The following is a 15,133-nucleotide window of genomic DNA, read 5'->3' as shown; positions in this document are numbered from 1 at the left end:
CGGTGCGGCAAAAGCCCGTTGCGAGCCTGCTTGATAGCTGCTGCGGGGTTCGCTAGCAGCGGCAATACGTAGATAGCGGACGGAAGGAGGGTGGACTTTCGGTTGGCAAAACAAGCTTCAATGCAGCGGTGTCGAAACTGGAATCGGTCCTTCGATATCGCCGCAGAAGTTTTTGGGAGCGACAGTCGCCCGTGCGGACAGAGCAGACAACTCGATCAATGCATCCAGAGCCTTGCCGTCCCCTTATGGACACATGCGGTTTGTCAACTGTTGGATTTGGGGCGCCAGATTTCCTCCTTTTTTTGATGCATCAAGCGCTCACACGATCTAGCGTTCCCCAAAAGTCAAAAGCACTGGGGCAGCACATGGTTACACTATCCGAACATCGCATTAAAATCAAATACATGGGCGGATTGGCCGACGAAAACGTGCTCCCCGGCTATGATGGCGCCACATCTATCGACGGCATTGCTCGCGCTATGCATATCGCTACTCACGCCTACATGACTGGCGAAGTCACGACACGGGCCACCGCTCTAAAAAAGGCGTCCATTTTGTTGAAGCCCGCCAGACAAGGCAGCTTCATCTTCGAGTTGATCGTGTTAATTGAAGCCTATCCCGCAATGTCAGCCTTGGCGGCCTCTGTGGGTGGCCCGATGTTCTACGACTTCATCAAGACGGCCTTCAGCAGGGCAACTGGCGCGCTTGATGCAGAGCCACAGACTACACCCCTCAGGAAGATTTATGAACGGAAACAACCGCCTCCCCTTAAGAAGCCACCGGTAGACTTTGACGAGCTGTCCGAAACGTTAGAGGGCAGCCTTCAAGCGGCACACCGCCCGATAGGCGCTGAGGGCACAATTTCCAGTATTTCTATTGGTTCCGCAAGAAACGAGCTTGTCAAGTTCAACGAGGACACAAAAGATTGGGTTAACACGCAAGAAGAGTCGGTCGGCCTAGAAGTTGTGCGCGGCAATGTCACCCGCTACAATTCACTATCGCGAAACGCTCGGGTCTTTGTTGATCAGTTCGACCGTGTGATCCCCATTCGACCTGACGCCGATTTCTCCGTGGGTGACCTTTCTTTGCTAACTTGGTCGCTACATGGGAGTAATATTGGTACCCGAAACAAACTAGACATGAGGATTCGTCGCGTCAGCTCAGCAAGCGGAAAAATAAAGCGGTTGCTGCTAGTAGATTGCCAGAGAGCGCCTGAGGAATAGAACCAGCTCTTTCTGGAAATGCGAAGTGACCTCCGGTGCATGCCGATCTCGGACCTCTTCAGCGTGCACTCTACTCGTGTACGTTTTTTACGCTCGCATTGACCAGCCGGGACGCCCTATTGAACGATCCGGGATGTCCGGTTCAATTTGGCCCGTTGCGTCCTGAAGTCTTAGTCGGACTCTGGCCTTTCGCCTCATTTCTGCACTTAGTCTTGCTCCCATCTCAAGCGAATTTGGCGAAAATGGAGAAGGGATCAAGACTTCGAGCAGCCGCTTCCCTAACGTGTCGATTACGTCTCGAGTAAACTGCTTTGCTCTCATCTGCCTTCTGCTAAGCGGTTGGTTCAAAAGTGCTAGCAACACAATCGGATCAAGTTCGTCCTTGTTGTTGGAGCGCAGACGATACATTCCACCGCAACACAGCGATGGCCCAGTCTCGTTGCCGACCAGAGCAGACGATCCCACCAGATACGTTCCGTCGCGCACGAGGAGAATGTCATTTGGTTCCAAGCTAGCCTTGTCTTCGTATTGCTCAAAGATTGCGTGGCTTACGCAGTGCTTCGGATCATGTCGGACCTCCAAGCCGGCGATGTCCGATGTCCGCAAAAAGGGAATTTCCCCTGTGCCATAGGCGAGCTTTCCGACCTCGACACCGGTGGTGACCGAGAGCAGTCCGCTAGCTACAAGTTCAGAAATCTCAATCCAGTTTGCGTCGTGTTCAGCAGCCTTCGCTTCGATGTCCGCAACAAGCGATGGATCATAGTACTTCGGAATTAGGATTCTGGACTTTATCCCTGATGGTTTAATTCTAAATCCAAGATTAGTTTCAGGTCTCTCCCTTAGCATACGAAAATCAGCGCCAATGATCCTCGACACGTTCTGAGATATCGAGTTCTGTTCTGAAAGTAACTCTTCGACGCTCCGGCTTACATCTTCTCTAATAGTGCGTTCTTTATGAATCGGGATGAGAACTTCAAGATGTCTGTTTCCAATCTTGTCAATAATATCTGCTGAAAACTGTTTCGCTCGGACTTGACGTCGGCAAAATGAAGTTGAGAGAGCCGCCAATAGGTAATGCGGCGATATCTCGGCGCTATTGGAGAGCCGCAGGCGAAACACGTGATCCTGAAGGACTAAGCGTTCTTCACCGGGGAGCACAATCCCCACGTTTCCGACCAAGTATGTACCATGCGCAACGAACAAAAGATCGTAGGGACGTACATCTTGCTTGTCTCGGAACTGTTCGTATACTTCTTCGCTCAGACCCTTTTTAAAGTCTGGCCTTATACGCCACGCCTCCAAATCACTGGTTCGGACGTAAGGGATGCTTCCAGTTCCGTAGTTGTCGCGCCTCACCCAATGCCCTAAACGGCTCCCTTGCGGACCCTCTTCAAGTAGCTCTCCAAGAGGTTTCAGCGTGAATTCGGATTGAGCCAGCTCTGCATTTTCGCCCAGTTCCGGGTCATAATACTTCGGAATTAGGATTCGAGATCGCAACTCGCTGCGCTTAATGGAAAACCTCAAATGATCAGTCATTTGAGTGCCAATCCATCAATGGTGCCAAGTTCTCTGCAATTTTGGGCAAGTCATCCAGCAACTCAATCGAGCCGTCGTCATTCACGCGGTTGGTTGGCTTGCCACGGCTGTCATGACCACACCAATCCGCGATGGCCATATGGATGTCGTCATCGCTAGGAGGGGAGTTCTCCAGAATCACGACGCAAGTTTTTGCGTGCGTGTATGGCTGGAAAACCTCATCTGGAAGAGATATGAAGGAGATCAACTTAAAGTTCTCAAGGAGATACTTCTGGACATACCCATAGTTTGACATGCCAAACAGGCTTTCTGGTAGAACAATGCCTAGGCGCCCTCCGGGTTTAAGGAGCTGAATGCATCGTTCAATAAACAGGACCTGCGGACTCTGGTCTGTTCGAACCGAACCTTCCTCTCGCCAGTCTTCTCCTCTGGGTTGCCTCCATCTGTGACCCAGCCTGTATTGAGAGAGTTTCTGCCGCCCGGTGACCTTTATTTTTGAGCCAAATGGAGGGTTGGTGATCACCACATCGAACGAACCCAGTTTTGTCCGTTCCTGAGTCATAGCTGACCAGTTTTGAGGTTCGGCAAGACTGTCTTCGCAGAACACTCCGCCTCGACCGTCGCCAATGATCGCCATATATGCCTTCGTAACCTTGGTTAGAAAGCTATCCTTATCCAAGCCTCTGAAACCTCGACTGGCGACTTCTCGTTTTCGTCGTTCTAGAACGGTCTCCGACCAACCATTCCTTTCTCCTTGATTCTCCATCTTTTTCCAGACGTGCTCAAGAGCAACCACCAAAAAACCGCCAGAACCGCATGATGGATCAATTAGAGTTTCATTCGGTTGAGGGTCGAGTATATCAACCATCATTTGGACAACATTTCGAGGCGTAAAAAACTGCCCCTCCTCACCTCGAACCGCCGGACCTATGAATACTTCAAACGCATCACCTATTGCGTCCCGCGAGCTTTCGGTAATTGCGAAGTTTTGTAGCTCGCCAACTACGTATTGCAAGCTTTCAGGGTCGAGCGCGATGATTTCATGTTCTTGAAATACATCCGGATACTCTTCTTTGACATGTTGAAAGAGCTCTGTAGCTCGCGAGAAAACCCTTTCGACTGGTTCATCGACAGCAGTTCTAAATCGTGGGAGGTCTTCTGGTGGCGTGTTTAGCTCATCGTAGATCTTGCAGAAGAGTAGAGACATGATCGCTTCGGCAAGCGATTGGTCTCTGGTAATACCAGTTGCGTTTCCTGCAAGGTAGTTTCTGATTGTTCTGAAGTGGGCTTTTAGATCTGTAGGCGCTTGCAGTTCTCGACGCTTTAAAAGGCCGATATCTTCTACAGTTTGGCCAAATTTCGGAATGTTTGGCAGCACAGACCATTCTAGAGTGCCGTCTGTCTTGTAGCGCTTATATAGATAGAGGTGGTCGTCGCCATTGAACCACACGCCGATCCGAGCCGAACTCATGGAAAGGTACAGCTTAAGTTGTTTCTCTCCATCGCTTCTGTTTTTTCTTTTGCATTCGACGATGATATCTACATCATCTTCTAGCTTTCTCTCGGCTGAGAAAACTGCGATGTCCACTGGATACGTCCTTGCCCGCTCTTCAGATGGTCGTGCCCGGACCCGAAACTGCGGACGCGTCTGAATATGGCTCTTGGGGTAGTCAAAGTCTTCAATGAGTCGACGCGCGAAGACCTGTACGGCTTCGACTTCTTCTGGGGTCGCTCGTACTTCACGTCCTGACACTATGTCACGGACATACCCGTCCCGAGTTTCTTCTTCGGTCACTAGCATTCTGCCTCTCTGGTCCGTTGCGCCAGCAACGCCGTCCATTGGTGGCTCGTGTTTTTCTTCGTGTTCGGCACCATATGATGGGGCCGTCAACATTTGAAGCGACAATCATCGACGCAGACGTTCGGTTGGGAGCGATGTGAGTTGGCGAGGCAACTCACGTGGGCTTGCATGTAGTGCGCTTCACAGCTTCTCGGTTCTCAAGGAGCATGTGAAAGCCAGATTCTCGATACAGTCCGGTTTTTTGGGTTTGGCAATCGTGCAAGTTTTCTTGCGGAGAGCACTTTTGCCGCGCGCCTTGCGTCAATCATCGAGCATATTGAGTTGTCTTGGGTGCGGCTCCGCGTTTGGAGAAGAGGCGATAAACCGATGAACGAGCGATCCCAAGTTCTTTCGCAATCTCAGTGGGCGTCATGCCCTGCTGATGTAGAAGAGCAATTTTCTGGGCGTCTATGCTCGCGGGGCGACCCTTGAACGGGCTTTGCGGGCCTCGTGCCTTTGCGGCCTCAATTCCTTCGCGTTGCCGCTCTTTCCGTATCTCTGTCTCGAACTGTCCAAATGCGGCGAGCATCGTGAAAAACAAGCGTCCTTCCGGTGTGGTCGTATCAATGGGTTGCTCTAAGCACCTCAGATGAACACCTTTGTCCTCCAAGGTCTCAGCGATCTGGAGGAGATCTCGAGTCGATCGAGCTAATCTGTCGAGGCGGACGCACACGACTGTGTCCCCCTTGCGAATGCCGCGAGAAAGCAAATCCTCGAGTTCCGTACGCCCAGCGCGGGTCGTTCCCGAGACCTTTTCGCAATAGAGGTGTTCTTGTTGAACCCCGGCGTCCGTTAGGGCATCGATTTGCGATTGCAGGTTTTGCCCCTTGCTGCTGACTCTCGCATATCCAATCAACTCGCCCATGAACAAACTCTCCAAGTGTCTCATTTGGTGTCCTGTAAATACTGCAATGTCCGATAAGTGATTCGCAAGCCTAATCGGACATTCTGGGGGGAATTTTCGGCGTCTCGTCAGAGTGTACGCAATTCGGACACCGCTTGCTCTTGGCTTGCGTAGTGTGCGGACGTATTGCGGGGTGCGGCGGGCATAAGGCCGCGTCAAAATTCGTTATTATTTCAATCGCTAAACAGGAACCTGCGGGCTTGCGGGGCTCTGGGTCTAGGTTGGCTGCTTGGCGAGTGAGGCTCTTTTTTCGAGAAGCGTGAAGCGAGGCATCGACGATGAGGTCGCTGCAGGGCCCAGAAAAAAATTCCACCAGTAGGGCCATTGAACCGAGATACTTGTCCGCACAGCGGAAAGGAGGAAAGACTCCCCTTTAAAAACAGGTCTGCGGGGTTGCGGACATGCACGACCGCGCACGCCCGCATCGATGAACGTTGACCGCAGAGGGTTTGGCGCCGCTCTTACACCGCATATCGCCCCGCTGACGCGGGGACGATGCTCTCTTGATGTTCTAGTTGACTTTGTCCTTCGTCATTTCCCAGTAGAACTGCTTTGGCGACTGCGGGTCAGGCTCTTCAGTGAAGCTGATCGCAAATCGCACAGGTCGTTCGCTCTCGAACAAGGTCACCTCGTAAGCTCGTCGTGCTGCCTCTCGGAACTGGGATGAGATCCCTCGTGCATGGTTGTACTGCCCGTCTTCGCGATTGTAGCCCCACCCATCCAAAAGTAAGGGCTTACCGTCATCGGCCCGGTTCAGTTCGTCCTTGATGCTATAGACTGCATCGCCCATTCGACCACGGATCTCTGAAGTGCCGCCCGCGCGAAACAGCGCCCCCGAGCTATGATGAGTCGCGAGATGTTGGATGAACACTTCGAGCCCACTATCTCCGCCAGTGGAGCCGTATGATCGCAAACGGTCTTCATTTTCTAGAAAGCCGCGAATTTCGGCGTCGCGAAGAATGCCACCCATTACGCGGCTCCACGCCTCAAAGCTTGCCTTTGGCTTTCCGGTCCACGGCTTCATTCCCTTGGCAATCCAGTTCTGAACCAAGGTCAAAATTGCCCACACGAGCTTGGGGCGGTTATCGGCCACCCATGCCTCCAGATCGGCATGCCTAAATCCGCTTCGCTTTTCGGGATTCGGGGTCTTGGCGTCGAGTTCTATCATTACCATGCGCCGTAGAATTTCACTTGTACCCTTGATGTTATTCGCTGCGGCGATCCAGGTGTGCCGGACATCTGCTTCGATCATTCGACTCGAACCCAAGAGCCTCGTGCGGACGCGGCCCTCAGAGACATTAGAGGCGAAAGAACCGAGGGTCAGTGCTGCGTTCATGTTGTCGAAGAATGCAAACTCCGCCGATTGACTGATGTGCGCTCCCATTACTTTGGCATATTCTTCATCTGATGTCGGCATTGGCTCTGCCGCAGCCTTCCGTCCTGTAGCGGCAAGCGTTGCGGCGCCGATTAGTCTACCAGCACCAGTTCCCGGAAGAGGCTTTGTAGGAGCATATACCGGTGTCGGACCATTGATGACATCGCGAACAGATCTCTCGAGACACATGCAAACTGCATGCGCGACCGATGGCATCGGCACGGTGCCGGGCTTGTTATTTAGCGCGCGCTCCATCCGTTCTTCCCGATCTACAATGCCTTCGAACGGGAAGTCTCCCATCATTTCATCGATTATGAGCGTCTTTGCTTCGATGACCTCTTGCATCGAAGGCGCAGAGCTTACAGTCGGCACGTCGAGGTCGAAATCGAGAAAGGTCTCAGACGGTTCGTCATACCCATATACATCCACGCGGCGACCAGTTGACGTGAAGAAGGGTGAAGATTTCACTTCAGAAAGAACGGGGTACTTCTTCTCGGAACGGTGAAAGTTGTGCTTTACGATCTGCTTTGGCGCAAATTCACCCCTAAGATCGCCCTCTCCGTTTCGTCGCGCCCACCGAGTGTGGGTATCCAGAACGGCTGCGAATTGTGCTTCCGTCAGCATGCGGCGTGTACCATCGCGCAGGTCGCATACGTCGTCATTGAAGTGGTACACGACAGGGTCCCCATTCAGATCCGTCTGTTCGGAAAGCCGGTCTTGCGCAAAGTCAGCCATTTCGTGGTCCGACCATTCGTTTACAATCGGAACCGCATCGCGTTGATTAACGGGACGGTTTGCCTTGGCTTGCTCTTTGACAATCCTATCGACAAGCTTTCGAGCGTCTCGCTTTCCTAAGTGGATGTGTTCGCATTGCGCCAATCCCTCCACCAGATAATTGAAGGCTTGCAGATCCTTGGAGAATCCAATCTTTCTCGAAAGTCGCCGCACTATTGCGTCGAGTTCCAAATTGTCGATAGGGCCTTGAAGTGTTGAAATTTCTCTGTTGATCAAGCGGAAGGCTTCGGGCTGCTTCGTCTTCTTTTGACTGTGTGCCTTTTTCTTCTGCGATGATAACTCACGCTGAAGAAGGTTGTACTTTTCCTGAAAAAGAATGCAGCGCGCATCACGAAGTGCGAAATCGTGGGAGCGATCACCCTGCGGCCACTCTGCGAAGTGATCTGAAACAAACTGATTCAGAACATCGGCGTGATACTGAACTGGTTGCCAGTTCTGACAGTCCTCGTCGACACAGAGGCCGCCGGTGGAAAGTAGCTCATGACCTGCCAAATCATATGCGATGGATTCCCAATCCTCTCTGGGATCAGATGTGGGGCGGTTCAATACATCTTGAACGCCGTCCCAGAAATCGTCCGCCAAGGACGCTTGATCGGTAGAAGCTCTTGTCAACACCTTCACAAACGCTGGAATTTCTTCGGCATCCTGATCGTATTGACGCCTCTCGGCATTTCCAATCTGGACTCGAAGCTTGGTGTATTCAGCGTGATCTAAGGACAATTGGATCCTCCTATTTTGGGCGGAGGACCCCGCAACTTACAGGGAGAGCCTCCGGCGATTTTGATTTGAATGCGTCATCAGACGTCTCCTTGTGAGCGCCCTTGGTTCATTGTGCCGGGGCGAGCGGCTGTTGCGATGGGCGGCTAAATGCACTCTTTCCTTCAATTTTTCAACCGGCGACGAGGTGCTTTCTTGTCTGGTTAAGCTCCAGTTGCAATGATTCCTGTTCTTCTGTTGAAATTTTTGGGCGTGAATCTTGAGTTATTTCATGGGCTTGGCGAGATCTCACATTTGACCCCATGCAACCGAAAACAAACAGTTGCTACAACAGATACAAACGGGTGCCGAAGGGGCCGAAATCGTACCGGGGGATACCCGTGCGGGTCCCTCGGTCACTTACACTGCAAGCTCAGAGCAGAGTTGAGATGGTCCGCTGACGCGGACGCATGGTCAACTAGTGCGAGGGTCGGCAGCATGAACCCATTTCGTCAGATCGTCGAACTCCGGCCCACTGTCATAGTGACTCATCGCTCCGGGGGTGCTGTGCCCTAGAACCGCTTTGCGCACATCCTCCGGTGCACCAGCGCGGCGTAAAGCATCTTGGAAAGTCGCACGGAAGCTGTAGAGCGACTTGCGAGGTTCCAGTATTGGTGGGTCCATGATCTTGCGGATAATGCGGATGAAGTTGTGCCGAACCGGCGAGACAGGGTCCTTTTCCGCTGTCTGCAAGCACTTCAATCCGCCAGACCGGACGAATGCTGGGAAGTCGGAAATCTCGGGATGTACGGGAATGTAGCGTGTTGAACTTTCCGTTTTTGAAACGCGGATGTGAATGGCTGTATCGGTCACGTCGCCGGGTTCCAGTGTAAGGATTTCCTTGGATCGGCATGCAGTGAACGCCATTGCACGCACCGCCTGCCGTAGGGCAGCGGCACGATCCTTGGACAGGTATCGGACATTGTGCATCCAACGGTCGTCTATAGTGTCGAGGATGCGCACCATTTCGTCTGGCGAAAAGGGCAGGTGCTTGACCTCGCTGATCCCGCGCTTTTCCCGAGGAAAAGTCACGGCGGAGGTTGGGTCCAAGTCCACAATCTCTTCGTCACATGCGTACCTAAACAAGCTCTTGATGGGAGAGAAAGCCGCCTTCACGCTGGCGAGTTTGACGCCCCGGTTGAACATCTGGTCCCGATACTCACGGAGCATCTTTGTCGTGACGTGAGAGATCGGTATGTCTCCCACCTCGTCAGTGAACTGGCGGAAGCTACGGCGGTATTTGTCCTCGGTTCTGATGGCGTTGAAACGCAGGAAGCGTTCGAAGACCGCCGACAGCCGGTCCGGGTCCTGCGCGTTGGCTGCGATAAGGCGCTCAATGCGCATCTTGAAAAGGTCCCATTCCATCCGCTCCTCCTCATCGGTGGGGGCGTTGTTGGGAGTGAAAAACGTATCAAGGTGCTCTTGCAGTCGGTCGCAGTATTCCGAGTCCGATATCGGTTCGATACGGGTCAGTCTATGATTGGCGGTGCTGCCCACCATGATTGAACGCCAACGTTGACGAACATCGCGCGGAATTAAGTCGTCGTGCTTGTCCAGTGCAGCTTCCGCCTCCTGCTCGCTAACAGGGGTCTCGCGTGGGGAGTGGGTCGTCATCTCTACCCATGGCTCTCGGAGCGATTTTAGATCGGCAAGGAAGCCGGTGGTGTGCTTCCACTCCGGGCCGCGCTCTTCGGCTAGTGCCTGTTGAAAGGCAAGTTCCGCCCGCGCGGCGTAGCAGTCGATTATCCCGCTCTCCACCTGCGTCATGAACTCTTGAAGTGGCTCAGCCTTTTTCGCACGCTTAGCGCGTTGGGTGCCCTCGGCCTCGCGTCGAATCTTGGTGGCGTAGTCGGGGTCGGCCTTGGCGGCGGCAATCATCGCGTTGTGTTCCCGCTTCAGATCGGTAATCCGATCCTTCGCCGTCTCGAAGTCATCGCCGAGCGGGATATACCAACGGGACATCTTGAGGACCGGCACGAGCGCCTTTGGCACCTTGCGCTGATAGTAGAAGTTTCGGTCGTTTCCGGGGGTCAGGTATCGGATCTTTTGCTGGGTCATGCCCCCATGGTCTGAGAGCAAAAGTACGATATCAAGGCAAAAAAGTACGATATCTGAGGCACTTTGCGGCTCGTGCCTTGGGGATTTTTTAGGAAAACCAACATCTTGGAAAGATGGTGGGCGACCCTGGAATCGAACCAGGCATGGGTCTCCCCGGCGGAGTTACAGTCCGCTGCCGCACCTTGCAGCACGTCGCCCGACGCCGGGCGGAAATAGCCAAACCGGAAAACGCGGTCAACCGGAAAATCCGGTTTTCCCGCAGATCGATGGGGCAGGGCGGAGATTCTCGTGTACAGGGGACAGGCAGAGCTTCGGGCACGGGAGTCCCGCCATGGATCGGCGCGCGGGTTTGGGGCATCCAAGTGCGATTTTGCATAGCAGTTTAGCCATGGGCGGCGGTCTCGCCTGGCGGGGACGCTCGGGCTGGGGGTGGGCCTTCCAAAGGGGGCACTGTCTGGTTTGCACAAAATGCGGGGGGCGCATTCGAATGACGCCTGCAAACTGGGCGCAGTTCTGGTGGATTGCCCTTGTCGTCAGCAGATAGCAGGCATGCGCGTTTTGCAGATGCTAATCACTCGCAACTGCATTGACTTCTTGCGAGAGACTCGCATATAGAACCGGACGACACTGGGCGGAGTCCGCCATGGCTACGGATGAAAAAAGGGGAATTGCATGCAACGACGCGACTTCATGGCAATGAGCGGTGCGGCCGCCATGGCGCTCGTTGCGATGCCGGCCCGCGCATCTACTGGCCAGATATCCGTTGTTGCGACCACCGGGATGATTGCCGACACGGCTGCGCGGATCGGTGGTGACCTCGTGAAGATCCGCGGCCTCATGGGACCGGGCGTCGACCCGCACGGATACCGACAGACGCGAACGGATATCGTTGCCATTACAAAGGCTGACCTCGTGCTCTGGCACGGACTCTACCTCGAAGCCCAGATGGAGGACTTCTTCCACAAGCTGGGCAAACGCGGCAATGTCGTCGCGGTCGCCGAGGGGCTGCCAAGGGACAAACTGCTCAGCCATCCCGACTATGACGACAAGTTCGATCCCCACGTCTGGATGGTACCGACGCTCTGGGCCGATGTGATCCCCGTCATTCGCGATGCCCTTTCGGCAACATTGCCGGACCATGCGGAGACCTTTGCCGCCAACGCCGAAAGCTTCCGCACGGAGGTTCTGGCGATGGGCGACTATGCGGCGGCGGCCACCGCGACCATCCCGACAGAGAGCCGCGTTCTTGTCACCGCGCATGACGCCTTCTCCTATTTCGGCGCGGCCTATGGCTTCGAGGTCATGGGAATCCAGGGTATTTCCACGGAATCGGAGGCCGGGCTGAACCGCATCGGCACGTTGGTGAACACCCTTGTCGAACGCAGGATCGGCGCGGTCTTCGTCGAGAGCTCCGTCTCTGACCGCAATATCCGTGCGCTGATCGAAGGCGCCGCGGCGCAGGGCCACACGGTCTCCATCGGGGGCGAGCTGTTCTCCGATGCCATGGGCACGCCCGGCACCTACGAGGGCAGCTACCTCGGCATGATCGACCACAACGTCACCACCATCACCCGTGCGCTCGGCGGGGAGGCGCCCGCGCAGGGTGTCTCCGGCAAGCTTTCCGCGGGATTGTGAGGCAGACATGACCCATCTCGAACTCGCTGCAGACCACGGACATCCCGTCGCTCAGGCCCCCGCCGCCGACAGCCCGCTGGCTATTCGCGGCCTCACGGTCTCCTACGGCGAGAAACCGGCGGTCTTTTCCATCGACGCAACCATCGCGCCAGGCTCGATGACCGCCATCGTCGGCCCGAATGGCGCCGGAAAGTCGACGATGCTGAAGGCTGCCCTCGGCGTGGTCTCGCCATTGTCCGGTACTGTCACCGTTTTCGGTCAGCCGCTCGACATCCAGCGCGCACGCGTTGCCTACGTGCCGCAGCGTGCCTCCATCGACTGGGACTTCCCGGCACGGGTGATCGATGTGGTCCTGATGGGCCTGTCGCGGGAACTGGGCCTGCTCGGCCGGGTCCGGGACAGCCACAGGAAGACCGCCCTCGACTGCCTTTCCCGGGTGGGCATGACGGATTTTGCCGAACGGCAGATCGGGCAGCTCTCCGGAGGCCAGCAACAGCGAGTCTTCCTCGCCCGGGCGCTTGCCCAGGAGGCCGACCTCTACCTGCTCGACGAACCTTTTGCCGGTGTCGATGCCGCCACCGAGAAGGCCATTATCGACGTTCTGAAATCCCTCAAGGATCAGGGCCGCACCGTGGTTGCGGTGCACCATGACCTGTCGACCGTGACCGAGTATTTCGACCACGTCTTCCTGATCAATGTCCGCAAGGTTGCCGAAGGACCGGTGGAAACCACTTTCACGTCGGCCAACCTCCAGGACGCCTACGGCGGACGCCTCGGCACCGGCCAGATCGAGGAACTGGCGCTGGCCGCCGGGTAGATCCATGCTTGTTGATGCCCTGACGCTCCAGCTCGGCTACAACGCCACGCTGGTTGCCATCGGCGCCGCCCTGCTGGGGATCTCCGCCGGGGTCACGGGGACGTTTCTCTTTCTGCGCAAACGCGCGCTGGTCAGTGACGCGATCAGCCACGCCACTCTGCCGGGTGTTTGCCTTGCCTTCATCCTAATGGCCACGCTGGGCGGCGACGGGCGCAACCTGGCCGGCCTGATGCTGGGGTCGGCGGTCTCCGCGTGGCTCGGGCTGGTCTGCGTGCAGGTCATCTCTCACAAGACGCGGCTCGCCGAAGATGCCGCCATCGGCGCGGTCCTCTCCGTGTTCTTCGGCTTCGGCGTGGTGCTTCTGACCGTGATCCAGACCATGTCATCCGGCCGACAGGCGGGGCTGGACGGGCTGCTTCTGGGCTCGACCGCCGGCATGTTGTATGCGGATGCGTTGATTATCGCCGCCGGTGGCGCCATCACGCTGGCGCTGGTGCTGCTCCTGCGCCGCCCGATGACGCTGGTGGCTTTCGATCCGCAATACGCCACGTCCATCGGCATCGATCCGCGCCGGGTGGACATGATGACCATGGGCCTTGTCATGGCGGTCACGGTGGTCGGTCTGAAGATCGTTGGTCTCATCCTGATCGTGGCATTGCTGATCATTCCGCCCGTCACCGCCCGTTTCTGGACCGAAAAGAGCGCCAACGTCGTGCTGATCGCCGGTGCCATCGGCGGAGTGTCCGGCTATGTCGGCGCCGCGATCTCTGCCTCCGCGCCCGCGCTGCCCACCGGTCCGATCATCGTGCTGACCTGCTTTGCGCTTTTCGTCCTCTCGCTCTTCCTCGCCCCCGAACGCGGGGTGCTGGCGGCCTTCCTACGCCATCGCCGCTTCCAGAAGCGGGTCCACCTGCGGCAGGGGTTGCTTGCGCTTGCCCAGCAGCAGCCGGTCTACGAACCGCTCACCCGGCGTCTTCTCGCTCGCGAGGGGCTCGCGCGTCCTGATGGCGTGCCGACCGAGGCCGGCAAGGCACGCGCGGCGAAAGCCCTGCGGGACGAGCGTCGCTGGCAGGTCGTGCATCGGTTGCCGGAATACGAAGGTGCGGCAAGTCTCTATGACGGGCTGCGGGACATCGAGACCGTCCTGACCAGCGACCAGATCAGCGAGATCGACGCAACGATCGGCGGTCCGAAGGGGGTGACTGCATAATGGGAGCCGAGTTTGTCATCCTCAGCCTCACTCCGATCCTGATCGGCATCTTCACCGCGATCGCCTGTGCGCTGCCGGGGAACTTCCTCGTGCTGCGCAAACAGGCTTTGATCGGGGATGCCATCAGCCATGTCGTTCTGCCCGGCATCGTCGTGGCCTTCCTTGTCACCGGCACTGTCGGGACCTGGCCCATGATGATCGGGGCGGCCGCCGCCTCTATCCTCGCCGTGATCCTGATCGAGGCGATCCGCCGCCTTGGTCGGATCGAGACCGGCGCGGCCATGGGCGTCGTCTTCACTTCGATGTTCGCGGGTGGCGTGCTGCTGCTTGAACGGTCGGACACCTCAACCGTGCATCTCGACGTCGAACATGCGCTTATGGGGAACCTCGAATCCCTGATCTGGCTCGATGCGACCGGCTGGGAGAGCCTTGTTGATCCCGTTGCACTTGCCGGTCTGCCGCCCGAGCTACTGCGGATATTCCTGACCATGTTGGGTGTGATCGGCTTCCTCTGGGTGTTCTGGCGCCCGCTGAAGATCTCCACCTTCGATGAGGGCTTCGCGCGCGTGATCGGGATGCGCACCGGCGCGCTCGGTATGGCGCTGGTGATCGTCTCCGCCATCGCAGCAGTCGCTGCCTTCGATGCCGTCGGGTCTATCATCGTCATCGCGATGTTCATCTGCCCGCCTGCTGCCGCGCGCCTGATGACCAACCGGCTTGAACATCAGGTCGCGTGGTCAGTCGTGTTTGCGGTGATCTCCGCCATTCTGGGATATGTCCTGGCGGGGTACGGACCGCTGTGGCTGGGGGGCACCGACGCGGTTTCCGCCGCTGGCATGATCGCCACGGTCTCCGGCCTCATCCTCGCGCTGGCCGTCGCCTTTGGCCCCTGTCGTGAACGCACCGGCGCAAGCGCGGAGGGGTGAGGTCATGTTCGCGGGGCCGGGCAGGTAAAGGCTTCGCCGTTTGCGGGTTCTGCGGCTG

10 protein-coding genes and 1 tRNA gene are annotated in these 15,133 nt (G+C 56.4%); 5 read left to right on the top strand and 6 right to left on the bottom strand.

The window, feature by feature from the left end; all coding sequences use genetic code 11:
• Window positions 1-365 precede the first annotated feature (365 nt).
• A complete protein-coding gene (locus CLV78_RS06055; protein ID WP_146136646.1) occupies window positions 366-1,223 on the top strand; it encodes a DUF7946 domain-containing protein in 858 nt (285 codons plus the stop codon).
• Between the two features lie 87 nt (window positions 1,224-1,310).
• On the opposite strand, the gene CLV78_RS06050 is transcribed toward CLV78_RS06055, so the two are convergent.
• The 6 genes from CLV78_RS06050 to CLV78_RS06025 all read right to left on the bottom strand — a co-directional run bounded on the left by CLV78_RS06050 (window position 1,311) and on the right by CLV78_RS06025 (window position 10,685).
• Window positions 1,311-2,759 (bottom strand): restriction endonuclease subunit S domain-containing protein, encoded by a 1,449-nt coding sequence (locus CLV78_RS06050; protein WP_106203899.1) that lies wholly within the window; start codon window positions 2,757-2,759, stop codon window positions 1,311-1,313.
• Complete coding sequence (locus CLV78_RS06045) at window positions 2,752-4,560, bottom strand: type I restriction-modification system subunit M (protein ID WP_211300953.1); 1,809 nt, start codon at window positions 4,558-4,560, stop codon at window positions 2,752-2,754. Before CLV78_RS06045 ends, CLV78_RS06050 begins: the two co-directional genes overlap by 8 nt.
• Window positions 4,561-4,864: 304 nt before the next feature.
• Complete coding sequence (locus CLV78_RS06040; protein WP_106204480.1) at window positions 4,865-5,464, bottom strand: recombinase family protein; 600 nt, start codon at window positions 5,462-5,464, stop codon at window positions 4,865-4,867.
• Between the two features lie 550 nt (window positions 5,465-6,014).
• The gene (locus CLV78_RS06035) at window positions 6,015-8,393 is read right to left on the bottom strand and encodes a hypothetical protein (protein ID WP_106203897.1); all 2,379 of its coding nucleotides are present in this window, start codon (window positions 8,391-8,393) and stop codon (window positions 6,015-6,017) included.
• A 450-nt stretch (window positions 8,394-8,843) separates the two neighbouring features.
• A complete protein-coding gene (locus CLV78_RS06030; protein WP_106203896.1) occupies window positions 8,844-10,487 on the bottom strand; it encodes a tyrosine-type recombinase/integrase in 1,644 nt (547 codons plus the stop codon).
• Window positions 10,488-10,601: 114 nt separating this feature from the next.
• Window positions 10,602-10,685 (bottom strand) — tRNA-Tyr (locus CLV78_RS06025).
• 474 nt (window positions 10,686-11,159) lie between these two features.
• On the opposite strand from CLV78_RS06025, the gene CLV78_RS06020 reads away from it, so the two are divergent.
• Genes CLV78_RS06020 through CLV78_RS06005 form a run of 4 tightly spaced genes read left to right on the top strand, consistent with a single transcriptional unit; the run spans window position 11,160 to window position 15,075 of the window.
• The gene (locus CLV78_RS06020; RefSeq protein ID WP_106203895.1) at window positions 11,160-12,122 is read left to right on the top strand and encodes a metal ABC transporter solute-binding protein, Zn/Mn family; all 963 of its coding nucleotides are present in this window, start codon (window positions 11,160-11,162) and stop codon (window positions 12,120-12,122) included.
• Between the two features lie 7 nt (window positions 12,123-12,129).
• Entirely contained in the window at window positions 12,130-12,939 is an 810-nt protein-coding gene (locus tag CLV78_RS06015; RefSeq protein ID WP_106203894.1) for a metal ABC transporter ATP-binding protein, read from the top strand.
• A 4-nt stretch (window positions 12,940-12,943) separates the two neighbouring features.
• Complete coding sequence (locus CLV78_RS06010) at window positions 12,944-14,149, top strand: metal ABC transporter permease (protein WP_106203893.1); 1,206 nt, start codon at window positions 12,944-12,946, stop codon at window positions 14,147-14,149.
• Window positions 14,149-15,075 carry a metal ABC transporter permease gene (locus tag CLV78_RS06005; RefSeq protein WP_425427920.1) on the top strand — a complete coding sequence of 309 codons (927 nt, stop codon included), beginning with the start codon at window positions 14,149-14,151 and terminating at the stop codon, window positions 15,073-15,075. The genes CLV78_RS06010 and CLV78_RS06005 overlap by 1 nt, the downstream gene beginning before the upstream one ends.
• Window positions 15,076-15,133: the final 58 nt, after the last annotated feature.

Origin of the sequence: Aliiruegeria haliotis (assembly GCF_003003255.1) — a bacterium.
Taxonomy (GTDB): Bacteria; Pseudomonadota; Alphaproteobacteria; order Rhodobacterales; family Rhodobacteraceae; genus Tropicimonas; species Tropicimonas haliotis.
The sequence above is the reverse complement of the archived record's forward strand: the minus strand, read 5'-3'. Positions and strand labels throughout refer to the sequence as shown.

Bases quoted from the DNA above. Each gene is read 5' to 3' on its own strand.
- CLV78_RS06005 (WP_425427920.1), top strand. From the start codon at position 14,149: ATGGGAGCCGAGTTTGTCATCCTCAGCCTCACTCCGATCCTGATCGGC.
- CLV78_RS06015 (WP_106203894.1), top strand. From the start codon at position 12,130: ATGACCCATCTCGAACTCGCTGCAGACCACGGACATCCCGTCGCTCAG.
- CLV78_RS06030 (WP_106203896.1), bottom strand. From the start codon at position 10,487: ATGACCCAGCAAAAGATCCGATACCTGACCCCCGGAAACGACCGAAAC.
- CLV78_RS06010 (WP_106203893.1), top strand. From the start codon at position 12,944: ATGCTTGTTGATGCCCTGACGCTCCAGCTCGGCTACAACGCCACGCTG.
- CLV78_RS06055 (WP_146136646.1), top strand. From the start codon at position 366: ATGGTTACACTATCCGAACATCGCATTAAAATCAAATACATGGGCGGA.
- CLV78_RS06045 (WP_211300953.1), bottom strand. From the start codon at position 4,560: ATGCTAGTGACCGAAGAAGAAACTCGGGACGGGTATGTCCGTGACATA.
- CLV78_RS06020 (WP_106203895.1), top strand. From the start codon at position 11,160: ATGCAACGACGCGACTTCATGGCAATGAGCGGTGCGGCCGCCATGGCG.
- CLV78_RS06050 (WP_106203899.1), bottom strand. From the start codon at position 2,759: ATGACTGATCATTTGAGGTTTTCCATTAAGCGCAGCGAGTTGCGATCT.
- CLV78_RS06040 (WP_106204480.1), bottom strand. From the start codon at position 5,464: ATGGGCGAGTTGATTGGATATGCGAGAGTCAGCAGCAAGGGGCAAAAC.